Here is a 23853-nt window from a genome sequence, read left to right as displayed (position 1 = left end):
GTTCACGGATATGGCTCCGGCTCATTGTTTCATCGAGCGTCTTGATCCGACCGAATGAGTGCATCCGGTCGGATGACGCTCTCTCTTCAGCACTCACGCGAGGGCGGCCAGCCCGCCAGTACGATCTTGCCCCTGGCGCGTCCGCTCTCGATCAGCGCATGGGCGCGGCGAAGGTTCTCGGCCGAAATGACCCCGAAGCTCTCGGCCAGCGTGGTCTTCAGGGTACCGGCATCGACCAGCCTCGCGACTTCGTTGAGGAGCGCTCCCTGTTCCGCAATGTCGTCCGTTCCAAACATCGAGCGGGTGAACATGAACTCCCAGTGCGTCGACACGCTCTTCGGCTTGAAGAGCGACACTTCGACCGACTCTGGATCGTCGATGAGGGCGAAGCGGCCCTGCGGCGCGATGAGCTTGGCGATCTCGGCGAGATGCTGGCCGGTGTTGGTGGTCGAGAATACGAAGGCAGGCTGCCCGATTCCCAGTCTCTCGATCTCCGCCGAGAGCGGCTTCGAATGATCGACGACATGGTGTGCGCCGAGAGTGCGGCTCCACTCGGCCGTTTCCGGCCGCGAGGCTGTTGTGATCACCGTAACGTTGGTGAGCTGGCGCGCGAACTGCGTCGCGATCGACCCGACGCCGCCGGCGCCACCGATGATCAGAAGGGCATTCGCAGCGCCCGCTACGGCTTTGCGAATATCGAGCCGATCGAACAAGGCCTCCCAGGCCGTGATGGCGGTCAACGGCAGTGCCGCGGCTTCCGCGAGGCCAAGCGACGCGGGCTTCCTGCCCACGATGCGCTCATCGACCAGGTGAAACTCCGCGTTCGTTCCCGGCCGTCCGATCGCCCCGGCGTAGAACACCGCATCCCCCGGCGTGAACAAGGTCGCCTCGGACCCCACCGCCTCGATTGTGCCGGCGGCATCCCAGCCGAGCACCTTCCACGGTCCGGGTTCCGCCTGGGCTCGCATCCGGACCTTGGTGTCGACCGGATTCACCGAGACGGCTTCGGCCTTGACCAGAATATCCCGCCCGGTGGGTTCCGGCCGAGGGAGATCGATATCGGAGAGCGAAGCCGGATCATCGATCGAAAGCGGGGTGCGGAAGCCGACAGCTTTCATGACGTTACTTTCCTGAAGGAAGACAGATGGATCATGGGCGGGGACCGGGATCTGGCAGAACGGAGATGCCGTCATTCCGGCCATGGCATGCCCGCATGAGGGGGGCGACTCACGAAAACCGTCCGCCATCGGCCCATCGGACCGCCTCCCGCCATTGAGTCCGGTCTCGAAAGGCCAATGGCTAACTGAGCCGGATATTGGAGAGATCGATCGAAACGACGAGCGGCTCGGCGCTGAAACTGCCGTCCGGCTGACGGGCATAGATCCGGCGCTTCGTCGGGAATTTGATGCCGGAAACTTCCGTATAGTTTTCGATGAGATGCGCGCCGGGCGTGTTGCCGGCAATCTCGACGTCGTAATCGTGGCGCTTCAGCAGCCCTTCGCCGTCGAAGTAGAGTGTCTGCACAGTGCTATGCGTTGCGATTCCGGCGGGAAATCGTACCGCAAGGCGACGCCAGTCGCCACCGTCGGCGGGCCAGGGCTCCAGTTCCTCCGTCTCAACGCCCGGCCAGGCGAGCAGGAACGGCGTGTTCAGATAGGTCCACATGGCGCAGCCGGCAAAATAGGCGAGTTGCAGCTCCGTCCACGGCGTTTGCAGTGTATGGCCGGCGAAGCTTGCCCGCGGCTCAAGCAATTCTTCGAGCACTGTTCCGTTCCCGGCTTCCAGGGCAACGCGGCCCGGCTCAAAGCGGGAGCGTCGGTTGCCTGCGCCGAACGGAGCATGCGATGCCCACTCTCTCCCGAGACCCACTGTGACGTTCGTGTGCTCGAGGGTGAGCGCCTGACCCTTCAAGGGCCATAGGGCGCCCCCTTGTATGAGATCGGCGGAAACCTGCTCGAATTGCCGCCAGCGATCGAGGCCCCCGTGGGCTTCGATGGCCAAATCCTTGAGTTGCTTCATGAATGCGCTCCTGCGAAAACCGCGCGGGACCGAGCGGCTTCATCGCTGAAGACTAGGCGCTCGGTAAAGCCTGCCGAACGCCTTAGATGCCTTGTTTCTGGCCACAGCCGCCGTGAGACGCGTGTTGGCATCGTTTCCGCGCGCAACGATCCTGATTGTCGCGCAGCATTGACCGCATTGAACCTGATCAAGCAGTCGCATTCCAGTGCCGCCACAATAGCGAAAGGTGATGTCAGGGCGCGCGGCACGAAATCCCGCCGTCAATGCCGACGGAGCCTGGTGTGCCATCTACTCCCTGCAAAGCCTCGGCGGCCTTCATGCCCGTCCTGCCGCCAACGTTCAGAAAGTAATGGAAAATTGAGAAATGTGAAATGTGAACGATATCACTTCCAAAAACGGAATGCGTGTGTCATATTAAAAATTGGTATAGTGCAAAAGTGACGCAATATGGAAATTCTGATCGGCCCTGATGGAAGGATATGGTATCCGAATAGCAATGAATTATTTGGATACCTTGGGTATTTTGGACACGATTGTGACCTGGTTTCGTATTCTATACGGAATCTCGGATTCGCAGCCATAGCGACATTCGCACGTTATACACGTATCCGCTTTCAGCCAGCGTTGTTCCCGGCAGCCTGTCTGCAACGCGTACTCGAGATTATCCTCTATCACGCACCGCCGCGCATCGTCCTCGAACGCGCCGGTACGTTATTCGCGCCGCTGGAAGTTCTTCACAACCTCAACGATGCCGTCGCCCGCCTCCGGGCACTCCAGATCGCAACGCCTGATGAAGAGGAATCGCCCGGATCGCCTACCATTGTGAATCTATCCCTGGACCGACTCCGGGATTCGAAGCGTGCAAGCATGCAGGCGGCATTTGCAATCTGGAAAGAGGCGAAGCGTTATACCAACGCGCGGAGCATCTCCAGGATTGCCGCCAACCCGGCGTTCGGAAGCGGGGCAGTTGCGTGGATGCCGGGACAAGACCGCTGCCTGATTGAGGCATGGCCGCAGACATACGGGAAATATGGCGAAGTTTCTTATGAAAGCCTGCTTGGCCGAGATGTACGGGACCTGCCCGACAGCGCATATATCCTTCCCGCCACCCGCAGCTATTTCGGTGTGGCGCACAGCCAGGCCCCTCGCCTGGAACTCATCGAGGCACTTGTGACACACCCCGATGGCTCCAGGTTCTGGTCCCGCTACGAACGGCTGCTCTTACCGTGGCGGACGAGCGCATCTGACATTTTCGTCAGTTCCGTTCCATTACTCAGGCTGGTTCGCATGCATTGAGTGATTCCGGATATGGCGGATCAATATATCTGGTGTTTCCCAGATCAGATTGCAGTCGAAGGTACGCCAGGCGCCGATGATTTGCATACCGCCTTGAACGGCCGGGTTGCCGTATAAAGGCAGAAGGGTGCGTGTCAATGGACCGCGCTCTACCATACCGATGGTAAAATCCGGCTTCCAAACCGCAAGCGAAATACTGCGCATCATGGCAATGGTCAGAACCGGAAGCCGCTTGCGGCGAAAGCTGGGGTGACACCAAAGACCACCGGCGAAGACGACTCGCCCGCTAATTTCGGCAGCTATTGGCGCATCCGCGATCCATTTTTCATGCGGACCCATCTGCGTGCCCGGGTCGCGATAGGCAAGGCGGCCCGATTCCCATTCCTCCCGCAATGTGCTCGTTGGCCAATCATAGCGGCGCAGAATCAACGTCACGACCGGATCGCCCTCGGCTTGGCCCTCGATATAGACGACATTATCCGGATTGATATCGGATAGTTCAGGATCATAAATGGGTGAAAGCGGCTCCCATGTATCCTGATGCATTCGATTGACTTCTGCCATGCGATCGAAATCGCGTCCCATATGCCATGATATGCCCAACTGACGTGCAGATTCGCAAAGTTTTAGAAAGAAGCGGCCAATATCTATTTTTTGACCATGATTTATTTCAATCGCATCCAGAAATGGACGAAGTTTTGTTGACATTTGCGTAATCTCTTCTTCGGGCGAGATTGCCCGACCGGAAGATTACTCATTTTTAACGACATTGATACGATCGGAATATTTGTATTTTTATTAATTCATTCTGTGTTCGTATTATTTTTCATCGGCGATCGAAATGCCCGGACTGGCTGCGGGACTGCCGCGAAGGCGGTTCATGTCGCACGACGGTACGCCGGCTTCACGGGTCCCCACCGTCGCCGTTTTCGCGTCCTACATCCCCCATGACGCACCACCGATGCTTACGCCCGGCAGCACATTGGTCACGTTGGCCGAACTCATCGGCACGACACCACGGCCTCGGCTTGAGGTGACGCCCATCGTCATCTGCCCATGCATCCTGGCGTCATTCGGCGTTTCGTCCGGCGCGCCCATAAACGGGGGGACGCCTACGTTCCGAAACAGGGCGGCACGCGGATCGTCCCGCCGGTCGATCGGATGAGAACAGCCGGACACGGCCAGCAAGGCGATCGCAAGGAACGAAGCACGTTTCACGTCGGAATGTCCTTCCCTCACCCCCGGCGGGCCCACCCTAAATCCGGTCGGACAACTTGGCCAGACGGCGTCCGTCGCGCCCGCCGCATGCGGTCCGGACGGCACGATCTTCGGCGAAGAACGAACCTGTGATGTACGGCGCGGCAGAAGGCCTTGTCGCTCCTGCGTCGATCGGCTTTGCTGATCCCGTTGCATCAGGACCGTCATGGCTGAAGGAGACAAGCGGGCATGGGCCAGAATGCAGCGGCTCTTCGTTTCGGTTCTGAACAGTCCGCGCCCGCATCGCCGGTCCGGAATGCCCGGCCATCCTGGGCCGGCAGGCTGCTGCTGCCGTTCCATGCGCTGGCCGTCTTCAGCGCGTCGAAAGCCTTCAACACCAACCCGGTCATCGGCAGCCGGACCCTCAACCGCCGCGGCCTGCACATCGGACGTCGCATGCTCGCGGCCAGGCTGGGCGCGATGCGCCGCCGCAGCCTCGCCGGATTGCTGTCCGACGAGGACCGCGCCGCCTTTGAACGCGACGGCTTTATCGTGAAGCGGGATTTCCTCGACCCCGCAACCTTTCAGGCTTTGCGGAACGAAATCATGGCGCTCGACGTCCCGGCGCGCGAGTCGGTGAATGGCGATACCCTGACCCGCCTGATTGCCCTCGACGGCCCGACCCTGGACAGGCTGCCCGTCGCCCGCGCCGTCCTGCAGGGCTCCGCCTATCGCGGCCTGATCAACTATGTCGGCTCGTTCCGCCGGCGCCCGTCGCTCTACGTGCAGAGCGTCTTCAGCCAGTTCGCACCGGGGGGCGCGCAGGACGTTCAGTCCTTCTTTCATACCGACACGTTCCATCCCACCGTGAAGTCCTGGTTCTTCCTGCAGGACGTGGATGACGACGCCGCGCCGTTCGCCTACGTGCCGGGCTCGCATCGCGCCAACCGGCGCAAGCTGGCCTGGGAACGCCGCGTGTCCTGCACGGCGCGCCATGCCGGCGATCGGCTGACGGCCGAAGGATCGTTTCGCATTTCGGAAGCCGAAATTCGCAGGCTCGGATATCCGGACGCACGGAAACTGCCCGTCGCGGCGAACACGCTGGTGGTCGCGGATACAAGCGGCATCCATCGCCGCAGCACGACCGACCGCAGCACCGTGCGCGTCTCGATCTGGGCCTATAGCCGCTCCAATCCGTTTCTGCCCTGGGCCGGCGGCGACCCGCTCGCCCTGCCGTTCATCGGCCGCCATGGCCAGCGTCTTTATTGGGCGGTCAGCGATCTGTTCAAGACCCCGGGCAAGGGGCAGCCCGTCTGGCGCTGGGTGGGGCGGCGTACCCCGCTCATGCCGCCGGCCCGGGATCGCTGATGCCCCGCCGGTCCGCACGGCGCGGCCGGGGTCAAAAAAAATCATGGAGGCAGTATGAAAATCAGCGCGCGAAACCAGTTGAAAGGCACGATCATCGAAATCCACAAGGGGGCGACGACGGCCCATGTGTCGATCGCGCTGCCCGGCGGCGCGGTGGTGATGGCGTCGATCACGAATGAGGCCGTCGACGAACTCGGCCTCGGCATGGGGATGGCGGCAACGGCCATCGTCAAGGCGTCGGACGTCATGGTCGGGGTGGATTGACCCCGGGCCCCCCGGATCGGCCGGGTTTCGTCCGTGGCCGCGGCACGAACCCGATGGGCGACGCGGCGTTGCGCACGGACGAAGGGAGAACGCGCATGTCGGTGATGCGGACGGCGCTTGCCGCGGTGGCCGTCCTGGCCATGGCGGGATGCGTGACCTATGGCGATGACGGCGATTACGGTTATCGCCCCGCCGGATGGAACTCGGGGTGGTATTACGGCGCCTATGGCGGGCATCGCGGCTGGTATGACGAGCGCGGCTACTGGCGGGGCTGGCATGGCCATGGCGGCTGGCACGACGAAGGCCCCCGCGGCTGGCGGGACCCGCATTGGCACGGGCGTTGAGCGCAGAGGCATCGCACGTCCGGGCATCGCACGTCCGGCCATCCTGCCGTCGTCCCTGTTACCGCATGCTGCCCGATCCCGGGAAATAGGCCCATTCCTCGGTCGTGCTGCCGTCCGGCAGCCGGCAGAGACCGGTCTGCTGGCCCGGACTGGTGCGGACGACCAGCCGGCCCCCCGATCTGGCACAGGCGTCCGCACCCGGTCGGGTGTGGGCCATCATGCGGTGGCGATGGCGCGACGGGCCCGCATGCTGGCAGGCGCCCAGCGGCATGGCGAGCAGGACGCCAAGCAGCAGCGTGGCGCGGCGCGGGCCGGCCGCCCAGCCTCGCGGGGCCCCAGCCTGTGGAATAATATCGACATTCCGTCTCATGCGGCCATTCTGGCGCCGGCGGAACGAAAAATACAGGCCCGAAAAATACAGGCCCAGAGTAGCCAGACCCGGAAATGATCAGGCCCGGAACGGCGGCCGCGGCTAATGGGGCTTGCGTTCGTCCAGGATCGTCTGCATCGCTTCCAGCACGTTCTTCCAATAGGCCACGTGCTCGTCGTCTCCGATCTCCTCGGCTTCAATCAGATGGGTCTTGGCCAGCAGGATGGCTTCGCTGCCGTGCTGCCGCACCAGTTCGGTCGCCTCTGCTGGGACGGGCTTTTGATGGATGAGCATGGATGCTTCCCACATCGAGAAACTGATGCCGACTTGGGAAGCATGGCGGCCGGCGTCCATGCTCTCGCGCAGAGTTGAGACGGATATGCCCCCTCCCGGTGACCGGGCTGCGGCGGCCGGACTGAGGTGACCGGACTGCGGTGACGGGGCCGAGGGGGCATTGCGTTCGCCGATAATCCGTCAGGCGGCATGGTCCGCATCGGGCGAAAGAATCGCCCGCTTCGCCCCTTGCGGCGGGGTGTCGGAGCGCCGGATGAGGTAATAGACGCTGCCGAGCGACAGCACCGCGCCGGAAAGCGCGAAGAGGTCCATCGCATTGACCTGCTGCAGATCGGCGACGATGAATTTGCGCACCGTCGCCAGCAGGCCGATCAGGATCACCGAGCGCATGCGGGCCGGTCCGGCCGGGTGCAGGTCGGACGTGGTGATGATGGAATGCTTGAATTCCATCGCGATCAGCACGGTGAAGAACATGCCGAATATGCCCTGGATCAGGTCGATCGACGTCGTATTCTCCGCCCGCCCGAACAACAGGACGAAGACCTCGATCACCAGGTGGTACAGCGATGCCGAGGTGATGACGATGATCAGGAAGGTCAGGACCAGATTGACGAAGATTTCGAAGCCGTCGAACAGTTTATAGATGCCGCCGAGGGAACGATTGAAAAGATGCATGAAGGCCGGGTTCCGGTGCAGTGCCGAGGGAAGGCCCTTCATACACTGATCCGGACGGCGGAAAAACGCCGTTCTTCCCTCCATCCCCGGCCCGCTTCCCAGCCGCCGGCGCGCCTCGCCCCGGGGCCGGAGGGTCCGGCCGGGCGAACCCGGCCGGAAGAGGCTTACAGCGTGACGTCCAGGCCGAACAGATAGGCCGAGCCCCCTGGAAATTGGCGGCGAATTCTTCAGCGAATAATTCATCGTATAGGACAGCGCGGGCGATTCCGGACCGGAATCGAATGCACTCAGATACAGCTTGGTATTCTTGTCGACATCCCAGCCGAGCGTGCCGGCATAGCCTCGCGAAGGATCGCTGGAAATCGTTCATCTCATCCAGTCGGCCAGCGCGGCGGCGAAGAACGAGATGCTGAACGGCTAGTCCTTGCCGCCACGTTTCGCGAACGGATTGCTGCCCGGCCCGATATCGCGTGCGACAGAGCAGGCAGCATGACGCCCCCGCTGCCGAACACCGATCTCTATCGCCGCCGTCCGGTCAACCGGGTCCTGGCGGCGAGCATGCACGAGATTCACCGCGGCAGTTTTTCCGCCCTGGCTGCACAAATCCTGCCATGCCCACAAGCCTGTCGCGGTCGCAGTCGCTGTTCGCCGTGACTGGTCCTGCAGGCGGCGCGCCCTCCGATCCGACGCCACGTTGCGGCGCCGTCATGACATGACGGGCCGCTCCCTCACTTCTGTCGCCGGCACTTGATTATCACTGGCCGCGCTCGGGGCCCGGCTTGGCGCCGCGTCCGGCGGGCGCGGGCTCGCGCTGGTCCGGCATGCGGGCGGCGACCGGTTTGGACGAGGTCTTGGTGTAATGGGCGGCTCCGTAATGCGGCGCCTTGTGACGGCCCGGAGCATGTTTGTGCGGATGGCCTTTGGATGACATGGCACCCTCCTTGCTGCGCAATGCACATGGTGCCGGCCATCCCGGCCGTCCAGCATCCCCGGAATCACGATCCCGCCATGATCCCCGGCCCGATTCCTTATTCTTCCGTCAGGCGATGGGAAAAGCGGGTCGGATCGCCCAGCGGCACGGTTTCGAACCCCAGCGAATCCGCAACCGGCGGATAGCCCTGGCACTGCGCATCGTCGCCCGTTTCGGCCGTCCGGGCGTGATCCTGGGGGGTGTGCCGCATGGTCCGCATCGCGTCTGTCCTTCGTTCCGTCATGGTTCCTGACCACCATGGACGGCAAATGCGACGGTTTTATGAAGCGCGGCAAAGCCGGCGCCGCGGCTGGACGTGACGCGCGCGGCGTCGGATGATGCCCACGATACCGGATTGCAGGGAAGAGGATGTGACGGAAGAGGTCATCGGACGGCCGCGCATGCCTGCGGTCGGAGTGCCGCAGCGCGAGTTCGCCGGCATCATGGCGCAGCATGGCATGCTGCTGCTGGCGCTCGCGATACTGGCCTGGCCGCTGGGCGGGCTGGCAGGCGGCCTGTGTCATTGGGATTGCCTGTGGTACGAACAGATCGCGACCCGCGGCTATGGCGTCGCGCCCCGCACGGACGCGGCGGATCTCGGACAGGCGGCCTGGGCCTTCTTTCCGCTCTACCCCCTGCTGCTGCGCGCGGTCATGGATGCAAGCGGGCTGGGGGCGCATGCGGCCGGGGTCGCCATCAATGCCGCGCTGTTTCCGGTCCTGGTCGCCCTGGCCGCCGCCTATCTGCGCCAGCGCTGCGGCGGCGACCGGGCCGACCGGGCATTCCGGATCGCGATGCTGATGGTCCTGCCGACGGGGCTGTGGTTCCGGCTGCCTTATACCGAATGTCTCTATGCCGTCCTGCTGCTGGGGTGCGTGATGGCGCTGGCGCGGGGATGGTGCCTGGGCGCGGCCCTGCTGGCGGCGGCGCTGTGCCTGACCCGCCCGACCGGGGTGATCTGCGTGCTGATCGCCGGCCTGTTTCACGGCCTGGCCCGCACGCCCATTCCCGGCGGCGCGCCGGCCGCCCGGCCGGTGCGGCTGCTGGAAGGCGCGGCGGTGGTCGCGGCGGGCGGGGCCGGGCTGGCGCTCTATATCCTGTTCCTGGACCGGATGCTGGGCGACGGGCTGGCATTCGCGCATGTGCAGGCGGCGTGGGGGCATCAATGGCGCCTGCCGGTCCTGTGGATCTGGAAGGGATTTACCCGCGGGCGCTGGGTGCATCTTGCCATCGCCGCATTGCTGGAAATCGCCCTGATCATCTGGGGATTTCGCATCCGCTGGCGGATGGAGGCCGCGATCGTGCTGGCGACCTTCCTGCTGGCATGCAGCGGCAGCATCATGTCGATCCATCGCATCGTCCTGGCCAATCCGTTCGCCATGATCCTGCTGGTGCGCCTGGCCTGCGCCGCCCCGCCCCGCTGGCGCCGGCCGCTGATCCTGCTGTGCCTGATCCTGGACGCCGCCCTGGCCGAGAACTGGCTGCAAGGGGGGCACCTGCTTGTCTGAAAATTCCGGGATGCCGATCCCGCCGCCGGCAGGCACGGCGCGTGCCGCGCGCGGGCGCCTGGGTGGGCTGGCGCTGGTGGCGCTGGCGTGCGGGATGGTGGATCTGCTGGGCGTCTGGCGGGCAGTCCATCCCCATGCCGGGGCGTCCTACCGCCGCCTCTATCTGGAATCCGGGGTAATCGCCAACGGCGTCACCCGGGCCGTCGGTTTGGCTCCGGGCGCGCCCCGTCCCGGCATGCGATCCCGATAGGGACGGACGGATCGCGGCGGGCGCGCGGCCCGGGCCATCCGTCCGTCAGGCGGCTCGTGTCAATGCGTGGCGGCGGGGGGCGGGCATTTCGTGAACTTGCCCTTGGCATCGCGGCATTTCTCGGGCTTAGGCTTGGGACAGGTGATGAACTTGCCCTTCGCGTCGCGGCAGGGCGTGGCGGCCGAGACGGGTGCGGCCGCCGCGCCCATCAGGACGGCGACCGAAAGCGCGGCCAGGAACGGACGGAATCCCATGTGGAACAATCCTCTACGGTGTTGACGACCGACCATGCCAGTCCGCGGCCGCCCCCGGCAAGGGGATGTCGCGCCGGCCGGCCGTCCCGCCGCGCGGATCGTCAGGATGTGATGCGGCGCCCGATTGCCGGGCCATGCGCCGCACCCATCTCCATGACATGGCCTTCTGAAGCTGGAGGCAGCCATGTTCCACCTGAATGTCCATGGGCCGAAACCGCCCGCGCGTCCCGCCCATGATCTTGGATACTGGACCGTGATGGTCGTGGGGCTCGCCCTCGTTCTCGCCCTGTACGCCACCGTCCTGCTTTTCGGACAGGCTTGGTGATGTCGGAGGCCGCCATGCCTGGCCACAGGCCCCGGCACCGTCAGGATTTCGACCTGCTCTACTGGGTGGTCGCGTTTTCGACCGCCGTCGCCTGGGTGCTGCTCTATGCGCTCTGCGTCGCGATCCTGTACCACGTGTTCTGAATTCCGGCCGGTCGGCGGCGCGTCCGATCCTAACCATGACCATGGGCGGACACGTCGCCGCGCGCCTGGCGTTGCAACCCGTCCAGCCAGCCGCCGGTAAAGCCCGCGCGGATCAGCCCGGCGCGGATATAGGGGTTCTTCTTCATCGTGGTCCAGACCAGGCCGCTGCGCCAGTTCTCGATCATCAGCAGGATGGGCCCCTGGTCGATGCCGAATTGTTCGGTATCCGCCCAGAAAGATGCGCTGCCGGGCGATGCGCCGTGCGGCGCGCCGCCGGCGAAGCTGGGATTGAACGCGTCGACGAAGCCATAGCGGTCATAGACGCGCGTGCCATAGCGCGCTTTCATCGCCTCCAGCGCCGGCAGGGCGATTTCCGGGGCGAAGGCGATCGACCCGCCGGCCGCAGTGGGGGCGATGGTGCCGTCGTCCGAGACATAGTCCCGCCCGGCGCCCCGGGCGCTATAGGCCAGGAAGCTGCGGCTGCGCCCGTCGACCGTCCGGGTCGCGATGCCCGGCCCGTTGCATGCGGTCAGCCCCCAGATGTCGGGGCCGTAATCGCGCCAGCCGCCGGGATTGGCCTGGGCATAGGCCCGCTGGGCATAGGTCGCGCGGCGGCTGTTCTCGAAATAATCCAGATCGTGGTCGCGGCTCCACCCATCGCGGATGCCGCGGAAATCGATCCAGGATTCGCTGTATTGATGGCCGAACAGCGGGGCGAAGTTCAGCAGGGTCTGCCCCTGGAAACGCCCCCATTGCCGCGCATAGGTGCCGGTCCAGGCCTGCCACGTGCCGGCTGGCACCGGATGGGTGGGCGAGGCCAGGGCCAGCAGATAGATCAGCATGCCCTCGTTATAGCCGTCCCAGTCATTGCGCAGGAACCGGCCCGACGGCGTCCAGCCCATGGCCAGCAGGGGCGCGCGCCTGCGCATCCAGGCCCAGTCCACCCGCCGGTACAGCCGGTCGGCCAGGCGCCGGATCGCGCGCTCGGGCGGCGTGTCGCGGTCGTAATAGGACTGGGCGAACAGCACGCCGCCCAGCAGCAGCGTGGTGTCCACGCTGGACAGTTCCGACCAGCGGGCAAAGCGCACGCCCCGCCGCGGATCGAGGAAATGGTAATAGAAGCCGCGATAGCCGGCGGCCCCATCCTCGGTCGCGTTCTGCGGCGCGGCGGCGAAGAAGCGCAGGGTGGCCAGCGTGCGCGCCACCGCCTGCGCGCGGGTGACATAGCCGCGCTCGGCCCCGATTCCATAGGCCGTCAGCCCAAACCCGACCGCGGCAATGCTGGCGAAGCGATCGGGCGAGGGATAATGATCCGGGATCAGCCCGTTTTGCGGGTCCGCGGCATCCCAGAACCAGGTGAATGTCCGGTGCTCCAGATCGTCGACGAAGGCGCGGTCGGCCGCGCCGGGCACGAAGACGCCGGCCGGCCGCGCATCGGCCGCCCTGGACGGCGGCGGAAGCGACAGGCCGGCCCATCCGATGGCACAGGCGAGGCCGAGGCGCGCGCGGCGGCGTCGCGCGCGCGGGGGGCGTGCGGGCTTCATGGCGATTCCATCACGTTCGCGTCAGGGATACGCCCACTTAATCATCGCGCTTCCGGCACTGTAAAGATGCCGGGGCAGGGACGATGCGGCGGGCCCTTTGCCGCGGGCGGGAAAATCGGGCCCGGCCATTGGAAAGCGGCGCGGTCGGCCATATTTTCTCCGTATAGCCGGCCCAGATAAAACAATGTCCTGGTTGAAAGACTGTCCTGACGGCCTGCCGCTCTCCGGGATTCCTGCGGCGGGATACAAGGACGGCGTTGGAACATCGATGGGAACGAGGCGGCGGGTTCGGATGAACAAGCACATGAAAATCGTGGCGGCCGTTCTGGCGGTGGGGGCCTGCATGGCCGCCCCGGCCGAGGCGGCGCCCGGGGTCGTCGTCGGCGGCACCGACATCTTCGCCGGTCCGTCCCCCGATTATCCGCTGGTGGGGTCGTTGCCGCCCGGCGCGCCGGTCGAGATCTACGGTTGCGAACCGGATTGGGGCTGGTGCGACGTCGCCGAAGGCCCCTATCGGGGCTGGGCGCCGGCCAGCCGGTTGCAGATCCTCTACAATAACGCACCCGGCCCCTTGCTGACCTATGGCCCGATGCTGGGGCTGCCGCTGTTCGGTTTCGCGTTCGGCAGCTATTGGGGCGCCCATTATCGCGGCCGCCCCTGGTATTCGGACCATGATCGCTGGGGCCATGATCGCTGGGGCGGCGGACGGCCCCCGCCCGGTCCGGGCTTCCGCGGGCCCGAAATGCGCAGACCCGAGATGCGGGGCCCCGAAATGCGCGGTCCCGAGATGCACGGGCCCGAAATGCGGGGGCCCGAACGCGGGCCCGAAATGCACCGACCCGAAATGCGCGGCCCGGAATTCCACGGACCAGAATTCCACGGACCGGCCCCCCATCCGGGACCGCAGGGCGGATTTCACGGCGGACCGCCTCCCGGCGCGTTTCATGGCGGCCCGCCCCCGGGTGCGTTTCACGGTGGGCCGCCGCCGGGCGGCGGTTTCCATGGCGGTCCCCCGCCGGGCGGTTTCCATGGGGGCCCGCCTGGCGGCGGCGGCCATGGCGGCGGCGAACATGGGGGCGGCGGCCATGGCGAGCATCACGGATAGCGCGTTTTTCCCCGTCTGGCCGCGGAACCGTGCCCCTGCCTGACGGTTGTTCCGCCGTACCCCGGCAAGGGAGGGCTGCAACCAATGACTCACGCCGCGGAAATCATCGGTCATATCCTGGTCGATGAATGGTGCGCGAACCGGATGGCCCGCCAGGGGGGAGCCCAGGGGGGAACCTTGGGCGGCGCCATGGAGAGACGCGGCCTGGCGGGAAACGGCCCGGTGCGCATCACGCCGCATGGCGGGCCGGCGCGGGGCCCGGTGCGCAAGGGACCGGCATGGCCGCGCTGCATGGCCTCGGTCCGCGGCATGTCCCAGGAATTGTCCCGGCTTGTGGCGTTTCGCCGGCCGCGTTGAGCCGCACGCGCGAAGGCCGCAGCCCGGATGCGAGGTTTCGCCGGCGTCAGCGCAGCGGAACGCCCGCGACGCCCAGCAGCGCGTGCAGCAGGATCAAGACCAGGACCGTCCCGATCAGGATCGAGAAGACACCGCCGAAGACGCGGAACGCCCCGACGATCAGCGCCACCAGCAGGATCACCAGCAACGCCGTCTGCAACTCGCCCAAGATGCCCATGCCGGCCAGGATCTGGCGGACCACATGCTCGATCATCGCGATGGCGGTGACGATCAGGCCGAACAGGCCCAGCAGCAGGCTGGTGATCAGGGCGATCAGGCGATCCATGGGCAGAGTCCTCTCCGGGTGCGGCACGATAACGCCGCGACCGGCCGCCGGGCATGGGTGGAAGGATGAATTTTCGTAAAACCGCCGGACGGATTGCGCCAGTCCTATTCTGTCCTGTCGTGCTGCGCCGATCGGTTCTCATGAAGAGTGGCGCCTCTCTCCGCCGGCGGCATCGCGCCGCGCGGGATTGACGCCCCCTCCGAAAGCAGATCCCTGCGCTCGAAAATCACCAGGCCGCGCGCGGCCGGGACATATCGGACCGCAACGTAACCCGCCCCGAGGGCGTCATGGACGATGCGTTCCGATTCCGGGATCCGTCCGGCAGGCGCATGTTGCATCAGCAGGATATAGCCCGGCCGCGCCGCCAGAATGCGCCGCAGTTCCGACGATACGTCGATGCCGGTGGCATGCGCTTCCTCGATGTCCGACAGATGCCCCATGAAAGGATGGGTGGTCAGCCCGCACCAGGGCACCCGGTCGTACACGGCTTGCGGCCCCTGATAGACGAACACGCATTCTCCCGCCGGATGGGAAACCGTCTCGATGATCCGGTTCATGAGCGCGGCGTCGTCCACCCGGCCGAAATTCAGCCAGACGGTCCGCTCGCCCTGCAGGATGGCCCATCCAAGCAGCAGCAGCAGCGCGATCCGCCCCGATCGCCGGAACCACAACGGCGCCGCCGCCACGGCCAGCGGGGCGAACAGGGGCAGGCTGTAATGGACGAAACGCGCCTTGAACAGAAGGAAACTTGCAAGGGCGGCCAGGGTCCATCGGCGCAGGAACGCCATGTCCCGCGGGTTCTTCATCGCGCCGACGCCCGACAGCCAGCCCAGCATGAAGGCCAGGAAAATCGGCGCCAGGACGACGATCGTGCCGGCCAGTTCCGGAACATATCGGCGCGGATCCGGCGCGGCGCGAAGGAAGATGGAATCGATGTTGGCGAACCACCATGCGCGCCCATGCCCCGCCAGGGCATAGAGGCCGAAGACCGCCAGCGTGGGGAAAAGCGCCACAAAAACCCACAGCGACCCGTTTTTCAGGATGGTCCGGACGTCCCGCCCGCTCTGGCCGAGCCCGCTCTGGCCGAGCCCACTCTGGCCAAGAAGGAGAAGACCGGCGAATACGCCTTCTCCGATCACCGTATATTTGATCTGGATCGCCATCCCCAACAGGCCCATGGCCTGCACCCCGGTGCGCCGCAGCAATGCCGCATCGCTGCCCAGCCTGGGCAGCCGGTCCAGGATGCATGCCATGGCCGCGGCAACCAGCGGCGTGTAGAAAACCGACGACTGCCCGCCATGTCCCCCCGCCTGGTTCAGCCAGGCGATATAGAGCAGCCCGGCGATGAACGCGCCCGCCGGCGGGGCGACATGGCGCGCCATGCGCGTGACCAGCATCGCGGTCAGCCAGACGCACAGCAGCGCGCCGATCTGATAGGCCCAGACCCGCCATGGCCCGAACAGATGAAAGAACGCGTAGATGGCAAAGAGCCCGATGGGCTTCCTGTCCCAGATATCGACATACGGGATGTCGCCATGCAGCATCCTGCCGCCGACGAACAGGTAGAATTCCTCGTCCCACCCCAGCATCGGATCCCCGAATGTCGGCCAGCGAAGCACAAGCGCGACCAGCAGCAGGGCAAGCGCGCCGCCGGTCGGGCCGACGATCCCGCCCGGCCGCATGGCGCGCGGCCAACGGGTCGGCAGCGAAAGCGATATTTTCGGTATGTCGGAGATCATCATCGCGTTGAGGAGGTGGCGAGCGTCGATTCCGGACCGGTCTGCGGTTCATTGCGCGCGGCGGCCCTGCCGACGCTACGGCGCATGGCGGTCCAGAAACGACGCGACCTCGGCGGTCAGCCAGTTGCGGAAACGGGCGAATTGGGGCCGGTTCCAGTTGTTTTCCGGCGCGATCAGGTAATAGCCGCCGATGAAGACCCGATCGAATGCCTGTCCCGGCACCGTGACCCGGACCAGCGTCCCGCGTTCCAGATCGTCGGACGCCAGGAAGATGTTGGCCAGGGAAATCCCCTGGCCGTGGCGCGCGGCCGCCAGGGTGACGCTGGCATGGCCCAGCCGGCCGAACGGGACGAACGAGGCCGGGCTGACCTTGTGGCCGGCCAGGAACAGATGCCATTCCTGGCTGTCTTCGGCCTCGATCAGCGGCTCGGTCAGCAGGTCGGTGATGCTTCGCACCCGGCCCGACACCTCGGCCGCCAGCGCGGGGCTGGCGACCGGGAACATCGGCGGCCGCGCCAGTTGCATTTTCTTGCAACCGGCGGGAAACGCATCCAGCTCCTCGTCGCGCAGATAGCGGATGTCGGCATGCAGATCGTCACGGTCGAAATCCGGAATACGGTCGAAGGGCCGCACCATCAGGTTGACCGACGGTTCGCTGCGCCGGAACGCCCCCACCCGCGCCGCCAGCCACAGCGAGGCGAAGCCCGACACGCAACTGATGCGCACCGCATCGTCCATCCGCGGGCGCAGCCGCTCGGTGGCCCTGGACAGGCGGTCCAGCGCGTCGGTGATGTCCTTGTGATAGGCATGGCCTTTTTGCGTCAGCGTGCCGCCGGCACGGTCGATCAGCGCCACGCCGACCCAATCCTCCAGCGTGCGCAGATGCCGCCCGACGATCGTGTGGCTGACGCCCAGATGCTCGGCCGCCTTGCGTACGCCGCCGGCGCGGCCATAGGCCTCGAAGGCGCGCAGCGCCCCGAAGGGCGGAAGGGAGAGCCGTTTCTTCATCGACACGATAAAACCCATCCGACATCCTGGCGGAATCCTACGGGGCCGGCCCGGCTCCTGTAAAGCGATTGGAAACCCACGGTGCCCACCCGCGAACAGGAAGTCGCTTTCACGTCCCGCCATCCGTCCGTTACGCTGCCGGCCGGCATCCCTGCTTCCCTTCCGGCGGACCGAGACCACACCATGAACGACCGAGATCTGCGTGAAGACCTGGCGGCGGCCTACCGGCTGATCGCCCTCTTCGGCATGAGCGACCTGATCTACACCCACCTGTCGGTCCGCCTGCCGGGCGCGGGCAACCGATTCCTGGTCAACCCGTACGGGTATCTCTTCGAGGAGATCACCGCCAGTTCGCTGGTCGAGGTCGATGCCGACGGCCATCCGACCCAGCCGGCCGCCGGCTCCGTCAACCCGGCGGGCTTCGTCATCCATTCCGCCATCCATCGCGTGCGGCACGATGCGGCCTGCGTGATGCATACCCACACCCTGGCCGGCATGGCGGTCGCGGCGCAGACCCAGGGCATCCTGCCGCTGAACCAGATCAGCATGGAATTCACCGGCCATGTCGCCTTCCATGCCTACGAAGGCATCGCCGCCGACGACAATCTCAGCGAGCGCGAGCGGCTGGTCCGCGACCTGGGCCACCACACGGCGATGATCCTGGGAAGCCACGGGCTGCTGACCATCGGCAGTACGGTGGCCGAGGCATTCTATCGCATGTACTATCTGGAACAGGCCTGCCGCATCCAGATCGCCGCGCAATCGACCGGCGCGCCGCTCAGCCTGCCCAGCCCCGCGACGCTGGCCCGCACCTACGCCCAGTTCGCGAACGAGGCCGACAAGGGACAACTGGTCTGGACGGCGCTGCGGCGCAAGCTGGACCGCGACCAGCCCGATTACCGCGACTGAACACGCGCCTGACCGTCGATCCCACCCGGCGCGACCGAACCGGCCTCGAAAAAAAACAGGCCGGGCAGCCCTGCACCGCGTGTGGAAACTTCAGGTTTCCACACGCGAAGAAAAAGTCGCTTCCGGAACGTTTCGGTAGGGTGATATCGTTCATCGTAATGAAGTAAAAAACTCATTCGTCGCCTGAATTTACCGATAAATTTACGCAATAATGTAAATTTAAATACATTTATCAAATATATCCTGAAATATCCCCAGTCCAGGCCGGACATGTGGCCGGACATTTCGCCACCGGAGGTCACCATCATGCGATTGCCGACCATTCCACGACGACGAGCGCTGATTTCCGGAACCTTCATCGCCTGTGCCGGCGCCTGGTCGCCCGCGCCGGATGGCCGGGCCGCGACCCCGCCCCCGACCTCGACGACGCCGCAGGCGCACCACGCCGCGCCGCCCGCCCATCCAGCCACTCATCCCGCCGCCCGCCCCGTCCCGGCTGGCGAGAGCATTTCCGTCACCGGCGGCATCACCACCCCCACCGGCGTGCGCAACACCACGCCGGGCGGCGGCATGATGCCGGTGCAGACCGCGCCGAAATCCCGCAGCGAGGTCACGCGCGACTTCATCGCCAAGAAACCGGCCAACACCACCGTCCAGGCGATGCTGGCCAGCATGCCGGGCGTGTCCTACGCGCGGTCCGATCCGTACGGCCAGATTTCGCGCGGGATCGTCGTGCGCGGCCTGAACTACACGCAGGTCGGCTATCTGGTGGAAGGCATTCCCCTGACCGACGGCGTCTATCTCAGCCCCGACGCGATCGGCGGCAGCCCGGACATGGAAAACGTGTCGTCGGTGGCCCTGACCCAGGGATCGCCCGACATCAGCAGTCCGGCCTATTATTCCGTGGGCGCCGAGATCCGCACCACCCTGCGCGACCCGGCACGGAAATTCGGCGGCCTGCTGGAATCCAGCTACGGCACCTGGAACATGAAGAAGGAATTCGCCCGCATCGACACCGGCGAGATCGGCCATACCGGCATCCGCGCCTTCATGTCCTATTCCTGGAGCTACAACCGGTTCTGGCAGACGCCCGGATCGCTGACCCGCCACCATGTGGACGCCAAGGCGATCAAGGAATGGGGCGACGGCAACAGCGCCGGCCTGACTTTCCTGTGGGGCCATTACATCGCCGGCGGCATCAACGCCAACGGCGCGGCCACCCCCACCAAGGCGGCGTTCGAGAAGCTGGGCACCTCCGCACTCTACTACAATGCCGACTACACGCCCGGCGTCGGCAGCTACTGGCAGTTGTCGCGGCTGCGCAACGATGTGCTGGCCATCGTCGCCCCGGTCCGTCTCAATTTGGGCAGCGGGCTGAAATTGTCGGTCACGCCCTATTTCATCAGTTGGGACAAATGGACCAACTATGGCGAGACCATCAGCCAGGATCACAGCTATTACGGCACGCGACTGGCGGGGCCGCTCAGCCTGCCCGACGTCGCCGCCAACGGCCGGCAGACGGTCGAGGTCGTCGACCCGCAGCACCAGCGCACGCTCAGCCTGATGACCGACCTGGCCTGGACGCACGGCCACAACACGCTGCGCGCCGGCTACTGGTACGCCTATCTGGACATGCCCGAGCGCGCCAACTACGCCGCGACCAGCGCGCAGGGCCTGCCGGCCAATGCCTGGGGGCGCTACGGCGTCACCACCGCCGACGGCCAGGTGATGTCGGGCTGGGACATCGTGTTCCGCCAGCAGACCAACGCCCTGTTCCTCGAAGACGCCTACAATGCCCTGGGCGGCCGGCTGAAGATGAACGCGGGCTTCAAGGCGGTGATGATCCAGCGCTGGGTCAGCAACCTGATCCCGGGCGCCGCGACCTACAAGAACGGCGCGAACTATGTCGAACCGCTGCCCCAGCTCTCGGCCAGCTTCGACATCACGCCCGACGACCAGATCTACGTCAACGGCACCACCAGCTTCAAGGCGCCCGACCGCAGCGAAGCCTATATCGACATCTACGACGCGGCCTCGCCCATCCCGATCCAGGGCCATCCGCAGAACATGAAATCTGAATACGCGATCGGCGAGGAACTGGGCTACCGCCATAACGGGCTGGTCCATCTGTCGGCGGCGCTGTTCAACTACAACATGGTCAATCACGACGTGCTGTCGACGGCCTTCGTCGGCGGGTCGCTGGTGACGGCGCCGATCATCCTGGGCGGCCAGACGATCCGCGGCGCGCAGCTCGAAGTCGGGCTGCGTCCGTGGCATTTTTTCAGCCCCTATGCCTCGGGCTCGTACGTCCATGCCACGACCGACAATGATTTCAGGGTCGGCAACGACCTGCTGCCCACGGCGGGCAAGACGGCGGTGAACACGCCCAGCTTCACCGGCGCGATCGGGCTGGCCTACGACGACGGAACGTATTTCGGGAATTTCAACCTGAACTATATCGGCCGCCGCTACAGCACCTTCATGAATGACGAGAGCATGCCGGGCTATCTGACCTCCGACATCACGCTCGGCTACCGGATGCCCACCCTGCATGTCGCCCATACCGCGTTGTACCGGCCGCAGATCCAGCTCAATCTGATGAATATCGGCAACAACATCTATTATGCCCAGGCGGCCGGCCTGACCTCCAACGCCCGCACCATGAAAGGGCTGTACGGCACCACCATCGCGGGCAAGAGCCCGACCTACCAGATCGGCGGCGGCTTCGCGATCGCCGGCGCCGTCACCATCGGGTTCTGAAAAAAATCAGGAAGTATCCTCTCCATGACACAGGATTTCACGACAACTGAAATGCGCGACGCGCGCTACGTCATGCATCCGCTGACGGACGCCCGCGCGAATCTGCAAAGCGGCTCGCTCATCATCGACCGGGGCGAGGGCATCCATGTCTATGACCTGGCCGGCAACCGCTATATCGAGGCGATGGCCGGACTGTGGAGCGTCGGGCTGGGCTTCAGCGAGCCGCGCCTGGTCGAGGCCGCGACCCGGCAGATGGCGCGTCTGCCCTACTACCATCCCTTCGGCCAGAAGGGGCACGGCCCGATGGTCGATCTGGCGGAGCGCCTGGTGACGATGGCGCCCGTGCCGATGAGCAAGGCGTTCTTCACCAATTCGGGATCCGAGGCCAACGACACCGTCATCAAGATGCTGTGGTATCGCGCCAACGCGCTGGGCCAGACCCGGCGCAAGAAGATCATCAGCCGCCACCGCGCCTATCACGGCATCACCGTCGCCGCCGGCAGCCTCACCGGCATCCCCGCCAACCACACCGCCTTCGACCTGCCGCTGCCCGGCTTCCTGCACCTGACCGCGCCGCATTACCGCCGCAACGCCCGGCCGGGCGAAAGCGAGGAGGATTTCGCCACCCGGCTGGCGCAGGAACTCGAGGATCTGATCCTGCGCGAGGGGCCCGAGACGATCGCCGCCTTCTTCGGCGAACCGGTGATGGGCGCCGGCGGCGTCCTCGTGCCGCCCCGCACCTATTGGCAGAAGATCCAGGCCGTGCTGGCGCGCCACGACATCCTGCTGGTGGCCGACGAGGTCATCTGCGGCTTCGGCCGCACCGGCCGGATGTTCGGCTGCGAGACGTACGACATCCGTCCGGACGTGATGGTGCTGTCCAAGCAGCTTTCGTCGTCCTACCTGCCGATTTCCGCCATCCTGCTGAACGAGCGGGTGTTCGAGCCGATCGCCGACCAGACGCACGCCATCGGCACGTTCGGCCACGGCTTCACCGGCGGCGGCCACCCCGTCGCCGCCGCCGTGGCGATCGAGACGCTGCGCATCATCCAGGAACGCGGCCTGGTGGCCCATGCCGCCGAGGTCGGCGCCTGGATGCAGGACCGCCTGGCCGGCCTGGCCGGCCACCCGCTGGTGGACGAGGTCCGGGGCGTGGGGCTGATCGCCGCGGTGGAACTGACGCCCGCGCGCGTCGCGGGCGACGGCGCGTGGCCGCCCGGCGCGCTGGGCCGCCGTGCCGTGCTGCACCTGCAGCAGGCGGGCGTGATCTCCCGCGCCATGGGCGACGCGCTGGCTTTCTGTCCGCCGATGATCATCGACCGCGACGGGGTCGACGCCATCGTCGCCGCACTGCGCATCGCACTGGATGCCTGCCTCAAGGAAATGGCACGATGACCGACATGACGGCCGATCTCTGCGATCTCACCGCCACCGACCTCCTTGCGCTGTATGCGGCCGGCACGCTCTCGCCGGTCGAGGTCACGCGCGCGGTGCTGGATCGCGCCGCCGCCATGCAGGGCGTGCTCAACCCCTTCGTGCGCATCGACGCCGATGCCGCCCTGGCGGCCGCCGCGGTCTCGGAACGGGCCTGGCGCGCCGGCCTGCCGCCCCGGCCGCTGGAGGGCGTGCCGGTGTCGATCAAGGACACCGCGATGACGCGCGGCTGGGTGCTGGGGCGCGGTTCGCGCCTGTCGATCGGCCAGCAGGCGGCGCAGGAGGACGCGCCGTCGGTGGCGCGGCTGCGGGCGGCGGGCGCGGTGATCTATGCCTGCACCACGACGTGCGAGGGCGGGTGGAAGGCCGTGACCGACAGCCCGCTGACCGGCATTACCCGCAATGCCCACGATCCGGCGGTCACCCCCGGCGGCAGCAGCGGCGGGGCCGGTGCGGCCCTGGCGTCGGGCTGCGGGCCGCTGGCGCTGGGCAGCGACGGCGGCGGGTCGGTGCGCGTCCCCGCCAGCTTCAGCGGCGTCTTCGGCCTGAAGGCGACCTTCGGCCGGGTGCCGCAATGGCCCATTGCGCCGCATTATTCCGACATGGCGCATTACGGACCGATGGCGCGCTCGGTCGCCGACGCGGCCCTGATGCTGTCGGTGATCGAAGGCTACGATCCCAAGGACCCGTACAGCTTCCCGCCGGCCCCGCCCGGCGCCTTCGCGGCCGGTCCGCTGCCGCTGTCCGGCCTGCGCATCGGCGTGGCCGAGGATTTCGGCTGCCTGCCCGTCGATCCCGAAATCCGCGCGACCTTCCGCGCCGCGGCCGTCCTGGCCGAACAAGCGGGCGCGACCCTGGTGCCGGTGCCGGATTTCGAGGATTGGCGCCCCACCTACCGCACGCTGTGGCAGGCCGGCGCCTGGCAGGCGCTGCGCCGCCTGCCGCCCGAACGGCTGGAACTGGTCGATCCCGAATTCCGCGCCGAGGCCTTCAAGGGCGCGGAAATCCCGACCGGCACGCTGATCGACGCGCAGATGCGCCGCATCGCCTACCGGCAGGACGCCGCGCGCGTCCATGGTGCGGTGGACGTGGTGCTGTCGCCCAGCGTGTCGGTGCTGCCCTTCGCCGCCGGCCGGACCGTGCCCGACGCCTCGTGGCCCGACTGGCTGGAATGGGGCGGGTTCGCCTTCCTCTATAACATGACCGGCCAGCCGGCGGCCTCGATCCCCGCCGGCTTCTCGGCCACGGGCCTGCCGATCGGCCTGCAGGTCGCCGGCCGCTGGCAGGACGACGTGACGGTCATGCGCGTCTGCCAAACCCTCGAGGCGCTGCTGGTCGCGGGACGCAGCACACCCTCGCGGATCGTCGAACGCCTGGCGGCCTGACAGGGGATCG

At 66.1% G+C, this 23853-nt stretch carries 29 protein-coding genes; 14 read left to right on the top strand and 15 right to left on the bottom strand.

What is annotated here, in order from left to right:
• Positions 1-86 precede the first annotated feature (86 nt).
• Positions 87-1118, bottom strand: a complete 1032-nt coding sequence (locus AAC691_RS10270; protein ID WP_342629975.1) for a zinc-binding alcohol dehydrogenase family protein — start codon at positions 1116-1118, stop codon at positions 87-89.
• Between the two features lie 181 nt (positions 1119-1299).
• On the bottom strand, positions 1300-2019 hold the full coding sequence (locus AAC691_RS10265; protein ID WP_342629974.1) for a hypothetical protein: 720 nt from the start codon (positions 2017-2019) through the stop codon (positions 1300-1302).
• Positions 2020-2466: 447 nt separating this feature from the next.
• On the opposite strand from AAC691_RS10265, the gene AAC691_RS10260 reads away from it, so the two are divergent.
• On the top strand, positions 2467-3315 hold the full coding sequence (locus AAC691_RS10260) for a hypothetical protein (protein WP_342629973.1): 849 nt from the start codon (positions 2467-2469) through the stop codon (positions 3313-3315).
• Here AAC691_RS10260 and AAC691_RS10255 read toward each other — a convergent pair.
• Together AAC691_RS10255 and AAC691_RS10250 are read right to left on the bottom strand one after the other, a co-directional pair.
• Positions 3289-4023, bottom strand: coding sequence for a hypothetical protein (locus AAC691_RS10255; protein ID WP_342629972.1), 735 nt, complete (start codon positions 4021-4023; stop codon positions 3289-3291). The genes AAC691_RS10260 and AAC691_RS10255 overlap by 27 nt on opposite strands.
• A 228-nt stretch (positions 4024-4251) precedes the next feature.
• Positions 4252-4533 (bottom strand): hypothetical protein, encoded by a 282-nt coding sequence (locus tag AAC691_RS10250; protein ID WP_342629971.1) that lies wholly within the window; start codon positions 4531-4533, stop codon positions 4252-4254.
• Positions 4534-4761: 228 nt separating this feature from the next.
• Between AAC691_RS10250 and AAC691_RS10245 the strand changes: the two genes are divergently transcribed.
• The 3 genes from AAC691_RS10245 (at position 4762) to AAC691_RS10235 (ending at position 6488) form a co-directional block, all read left to right on the top strand.
• A complete protein-coding gene (locus AAC691_RS10245; RefSeq protein ID WP_342629970.1) occupies positions 4762-5880 on the top strand; it encodes a phytanoyl-CoA dioxygenase family protein in 1119 nt (372 codons plus the stop codon).
• A gap of 54 nt (positions 5881-5934) precedes the next feature.
• Complete coding sequence (locus AAC691_RS10240; RefSeq protein WP_176639696.1) at positions 5935-6144, top strand: molybdopterin-binding protein; 210 nt, start codon at positions 5935-5937, stop codon at positions 6142-6144.
• A 95-nt stretch (positions 6145-6239) separates the two neighbouring features.
• Positions 6240-6488 carry a hypothetical protein gene (locus AAC691_RS10235; RefSeq protein WP_342629969.1) on the top strand — a complete coding sequence of 83 codons (249 nt, stop codon included), beginning with the start codon at positions 6240-6242 and terminating at the stop codon, positions 6486-6488.
• A gap of 58 nt (positions 6489-6546) precedes the next feature.
• On the opposite strand, the gene AAC691_RS10230 is transcribed toward AAC691_RS10235, so the two are convergent.
• The 5 genes from AAC691_RS10230 to AAC691_RS10210 form a co-directional block, all read right to left on the bottom strand.
• Positions 6547-6858 carry a DUF333 domain-containing protein gene (locus AAC691_RS10230; protein WP_342629968.1) on the bottom strand — a complete coding sequence of 104 codons (312 nt, stop codon included), beginning with the start codon at positions 6856-6858 and terminating at the stop codon, positions 6547-6549.
• Between the two features lie 102 nt (positions 6859-6960).
• Entirely contained in the window at positions 6961-7152 is a 192-nt protein-coding gene (locus tag AAC691_RS10225; RefSeq protein ID WP_342629967.1) for a hypothetical protein, read from the bottom strand.
• Between the two features lie 180 nt (positions 7153-7332).
• Complete coding sequence (locus AAC691_RS10220; protein WP_342629966.1) at positions 7333-7869, bottom strand: phosphate-starvation-inducible PsiE family protein; 537 nt, start codon at positions 7867-7869, stop codon at positions 7333-7335.
• Between the two features lie 712 nt (positions 7870-8581).
• Positions 8582-8758 carry a hypothetical protein gene (locus AAC691_RS10215; protein ID WP_342629965.1) on the bottom strand — a complete coding sequence of 59 codons (177 nt, stop codon included), beginning with the start codon at positions 8756-8758 and terminating at the stop codon, positions 8582-8584.
• 97 nt (positions 8759-8855) lie between these two features.
• On the bottom strand, positions 8856-9017 hold the full coding sequence (locus AAC691_RS10210) for a hypothetical protein (protein WP_218064473.1): 162 nt from the start codon (positions 9015-9017) through the stop codon (positions 8856-8858).
• Positions 9018-9198: 181 nt separating this feature from the next.
• Here AAC691_RS10210 and AAC691_RS10205 point away from each other — a divergent pair, with 181 nt between their 5' ends.
• Both AAC691_RS10205 and AAC691_RS10200 read left to right on the top strand, forming a co-directional pair.
• Positions 9199-10305 (top strand): hypothetical protein, encoded by a 1107-nt coding sequence (locus AAC691_RS10205; RefSeq protein WP_342629964.1) that lies wholly within the window; start codon positions 9199-9201, stop codon positions 10303-10305.
• Positions 10298-10555 (top strand): hypothetical protein, encoded by a 258-nt coding sequence (locus AAC691_RS10200; protein WP_176640843.1) that lies wholly within the window; start codon positions 10298-10300, stop codon positions 10553-10555. The genes AAC691_RS10205 and AAC691_RS10200 overlap by 8 nt, the downstream gene beginning before the upstream one ends.
• A 59-nt stretch (positions 10556-10614) precedes the next feature.
• Here AAC691_RS10200 and AAC691_RS10195 read toward each other — a convergent pair whose 3' ends face one another.
• Positions 10615-10809 (bottom strand): hypothetical protein, encoded by a 195-nt coding sequence (locus tag AAC691_RS10195; RefSeq protein WP_176640842.1) that lies wholly within the window; start codon positions 10807-10809, stop codon positions 10615-10617.
• Between the two features lie 184 nt (positions 10810-10993).
• Here AAC691_RS10195 and AAC691_RS10190 point away from each other — a divergent pair, with 184 nt between their 5' ends.
• Both AAC691_RS10190 and AAC691_RS10185 read left to right on the top strand, forming a co-directional pair.
• Positions 10994-11134, top strand: a complete 141-nt coding sequence (locus tag AAC691_RS10190; protein WP_176640841.1) for a hypothetical protein — start codon at positions 10994-10996, stop codon at positions 11132-11134.
• A gap of 14 nt (positions 11135-11148) precedes the next feature.
• Positions 11149-11277: a hypothetical protein gene (locus tag AAC691_RS10185; protein WP_323992449.1), complete on the top strand. Its 129-nt coding sequence runs from the start codon at positions 11149-11151 to the stop codon at positions 11275-11277.
• 29 nt (positions 11278-11306) lie between these two features.
• Here the strand turns inward: AAC691_RS10185 and AAC691_RS10180 are convergent, their stop codons facing one another.
• Entirely contained in the window at positions 11307-12821 is a 1515-nt protein-coding gene (locus AAC691_RS10180) for a glucoamylase family protein (protein WP_342629963.1), read from the bottom strand.
• 304 nt (positions 12822-13125) lie between these two features.
• Between AAC691_RS10180 and AAC691_RS10175 the strand changes: the two genes are divergently transcribed.
• Together AAC691_RS10175 and AAC691_RS10170 are read left to right on the top strand one after the other, a co-directional pair.
• Positions 13126-13926 carry an SH3 domain-containing protein gene (locus AAC691_RS10175; protein WP_342629962.1) on the top strand — a complete coding sequence of 267 codons (801 nt, stop codon included), beginning with the start codon at positions 13126-13128 and terminating at the stop codon, positions 13924-13926.
• A gap of 84 nt (positions 13927-14010) precedes the next feature.
• On the top strand, positions 14011-14283 hold the full coding sequence (locus AAC691_RS10170) for a hypothetical protein (RefSeq protein ID WP_342629961.1): 273 nt from the start codon (positions 14011-14013) through the stop codon (positions 14281-14283).
• A 46-nt stretch (positions 14284-14329) separates the two neighbouring features.
• On the opposite strand, the gene AAC691_RS10165 is transcribed toward AAC691_RS10170, so the two are convergent.
• The 3 genes from AAC691_RS10165 to AAC691_RS10155 form a co-directional block, all read right to left on the bottom strand.
• Positions 14330-14608 (bottom strand): hypothetical protein, encoded by a 279-nt coding sequence (locus AAC691_RS10165; RefSeq protein ID WP_342629960.1) that lies wholly within the window; start codon positions 14606-14608, stop codon positions 14330-14332.
• A gap of 104 nt (positions 14609-14712) precedes the next feature.
• Positions 14713-16350, bottom strand: coding sequence for a hypothetical protein (locus tag AAC691_RS10160; protein ID WP_342629959.1), 1638 nt, complete (start codon positions 16348-16350; stop codon positions 14713-14715).
• Positions 16351-16422: 72 nt separating this feature from the next.
• Positions 16423-17373 carry a LysR substrate-binding domain-containing protein gene (locus tag AAC691_RS10155; protein WP_342629958.1) on the bottom strand — a complete coding sequence of 317 codons (951 nt, stop codon included), beginning with the start codon at positions 17371-17373 and terminating at the stop codon, positions 16423-16425.
• A 165-nt stretch (positions 17374-17538) separates the two neighbouring features.
• On the opposite strand from AAC691_RS10155, the gene AAC691_RS10150 reads away from it, so the two are divergent.
• Positions 17539-18264, top strand: coding sequence for a class II aldolase/adducin family protein (locus AAC691_RS10150; protein WP_342629957.1), 726 nt, complete (start codon positions 17539-17541; stop codon positions 18262-18264).
• On the opposite strand, the gene AAC691_RS10145 is transcribed toward AAC691_RS10150, so the two are convergent.
• The gene (locus tag AAC691_RS10145) at positions 18252-18572 is read right to left on the bottom strand and encodes a hypothetical protein (RefSeq protein WP_342629956.1); all 321 of its coding nucleotides are present in this window, start codon (positions 18570-18572) and stop codon (positions 18252-18254) included. The two genes, AAC691_RS10150 and AAC691_RS10145, sit on opposite strands and share 13 nt — an antisense overlap.
• Here AAC691_RS10145 and AAC691_RS10140 point away from each other — a divergent pair.
• From AAC691_RS10140 to AAC691_RS10130, 3 genes are read left to right on the top strand one after another with little or no spacing between them, the layout of a single operon-like run.
• Entirely contained in the window at positions 18571-21024 is a 2454-nt protein-coding gene (locus AAC691_RS10140; protein WP_342629955.1) for a TonB-dependent receptor, read from the top strand. The genes AAC691_RS10145 and AAC691_RS10140 overlap by 2 nt on opposite strands.
• Positions 21025-21048: 24 nt before the next feature.
• Positions 21049-22419: an aminotransferase gene (locus AAC691_RS10135; protein WP_342629954.1), complete on the top strand. Its 1371-nt coding sequence runs from the start codon at positions 21049-21051 to the stop codon at positions 22417-22419.
• The gene (locus AAC691_RS10130) at positions 22416-23843 is read left to right on the top strand and encodes an amidase family protein (RefSeq protein ID WP_342629953.1); all 1428 of its coding nucleotides are present in this window, start codon (positions 22416-22418) and stop codon (positions 23841-23843) included. The genes AAC691_RS10135 and AAC691_RS10130 overlap by 4 nt, the downstream gene beginning before the upstream one ends.
• The last annotated feature ends 10 nt before the right edge of the window (positions 23844-23853 follow it).

It is taken from the genome of Nguyenibacter vanlangensis, from assembly GCF_038719015.1.
In the GTDB taxonomy this organism is placed as follows: domain Bacteria; phylum Pseudomonadota; class Alphaproteobacteria; order Acetobacterales; family Acetobacteraceae; genus Gluconacetobacter; species Gluconacetobacter vanlangensis.
This window is presented reverse-complemented; position numbering and strand designations above follow the sequence as displayed.

Bases quoted from the DNA above. Each gene is read 5' to 3' on its own strand.
- AAC691_RS10270 (WP_342629975.1), bottom strand. From the start codon at position 1,118: ATGAAAGCTGTCGGCTTCCGCACCCCGCTTTCGATCGATGATCCGGCT.
- AAC691_RS10265 (WP_342629974.1), bottom strand. From the start codon at position 2,019: ATGAAGCAACTCAAGGATTTGGCCATCGAAGCCCACGGGGGCCTCGAT.
- AAC691_RS10260 (WP_342629973.1), top strand. From the start codon at position 2,467: ATGGAAATTCTGATCGGCCCTGATGGAAGGATATGGTATCCGAATAGC.
- AAC691_RS10255 (WP_342629972.1), bottom strand. From the start codon at position 4,023: ATGTCAACAAAACTTCGTCCATTTCTGGATGCGATTGAAATAAATCAT.
- AAC691_RS10245 (WP_342629970.1), top strand. From the start codon at position 4,762: ATGGGCCAGAATGCAGCGGCTCTTCGTTTCGGTTCTGAACAGTCCGCG.
- AAC691_RS10240 (WP_176639696.1), top strand. From the start codon at position 5,935: ATGAAAATCAGCGCGCGAAACCAGTTGAAAGGCACGATCATCGAAATC.
- AAC691_RS10235 (WP_342629969.1), top strand. From the start codon at position 6,240: ATGTCGGTGATGCGGACGGCGCTTGCCGCGGTGGCCGTCCTGGCCATG.
- AAC691_RS10230 (WP_342629968.1), bottom strand. From the start codon at position 6,858: ATGAGACGGAATGTCGATATTATTCCACAGGCTGGGGCCCCGCGAGGC.
- AAC691_RS10225 (WP_342629967.1), bottom strand. From the start codon at position 7,152: ATGCTCATCCATCAAAAGCCCGTCCCAGCAGAGGCGACCGAACTGGTG.
- AAC691_RS10220 (WP_342629966.1), bottom strand. From the start codon at position 7,869: ATGAAGGGCCTTCCCTCGGCACTGCACCGGAACCCGGCCTTCATGCAT.
- AAC691_RS10215 (WP_342629965.1), bottom strand. From the start codon at position 8,758: ATGTCATCCAAAGGCCATCCGCACAAACATGCTCCGGGCCGTCACAAG.
- AAC691_RS10210 (WP_218064473.1), bottom strand. From the start codon at position 9,017: ATGCGGACCATGCGGCACACCCCCCAGGATCACGCCCGGACGGCCGAA.
- AAC691_RS10205 (WP_342629964.1), top strand. From the start codon at position 9,199: ATGCCTGCGGTCGGAGTGCCGCAGCGCGAGTTCGCCGGCATCATGGCG.
- AAC691_RS10195 (WP_176640842.1), bottom strand. From the start codon at position 10,809: ATGGGATTCCGTCCGTTCCTGGCCGCGCTTTCGGTCGCCGTCCTGATG.
- AAC691_RS10190 (WP_176640841.1), top strand. From the start codon at position 10,994: ATGTTCCACCTGAATGTCCATGGGCCGAAACCGCCCGCGCGTCCCGCC.
- AAC691_RS10185 (WP_323992449.1), top strand. From the start codon at position 11,149: ATGCCTGGCCACAGGCCCCGGCACCGTCAGGATTTCGACCTGCTCTAC.
- AAC691_RS10180 (WP_342629963.1), bottom strand. From the start codon at position 12,821: ATGAAGCCCGCACGCCCCCCGCGCGCGCGACGCCGCCGCGCGCGCCTC.
- AAC691_RS10175 (WP_342629962.1), top strand. From the start codon at position 13,126: ATGAAAATCGTGGCGGCCGTTCTGGCGGTGGGGGCCTGCATGGCCGCC.
- AAC691_RS10170 (WP_342629961.1), top strand. From the start codon at position 14,011: ATGACTCACGCCGCGGAAATCATCGGTCATATCCTGGTCGATGAATGG.
- AAC691_RS10165 (WP_342629960.1), bottom strand. From the start codon at position 14,608: ATGGATCGCCTGATCGCCCTGATCACCAGCCTGCTGCTGGGCCTGTTC.
- AAC691_RS10160 (WP_342629959.1), bottom strand. From the start codon at position 16,350: ATGATGATCTCCGACATACCGAAAATATCGCTTTCGCTGCCGACCCGT.
- AAC691_RS10155 (WP_342629958.1), bottom strand. From the start codon at position 17,373: ATGGGTTTTATCGTGTCGATGAAGAAACGGCTCTCCCTTCCGCCCTTC.
- AAC691_RS10150 (WP_342629957.1), top strand. From the start codon at position 17,539: ATGAACGACCGAGATCTGCGTGAAGACCTGGCGGCGGCCTACCGGCTG.
- AAC691_RS10140 (WP_342629955.1), top strand. From the start codon at position 18,571: ATGCGATTGCCGACCATTCCACGACGACGAGCGCTGATTTCCGGAACC.
- AAC691_RS10145 (WP_342629956.1), bottom strand. From the start codon at position 18,572: ATGATGGTGACCTCCGGTGGCGAAATGTCCGGCCACATGTCCGGCCTG.
- AAC691_RS10135 (WP_342629954.1), top strand. From the start codon at position 21,049: ATGACACAGGATTTCACGACAACTGAAATGCGCGACGCGCGCTACGTC.
- AAC691_RS10130 (WP_342629953.1), top strand. From the start codon at position 22,416: ATGACCGACATGACGGCCGATCTCTGCGATCTCACCGCCACCGACCTC.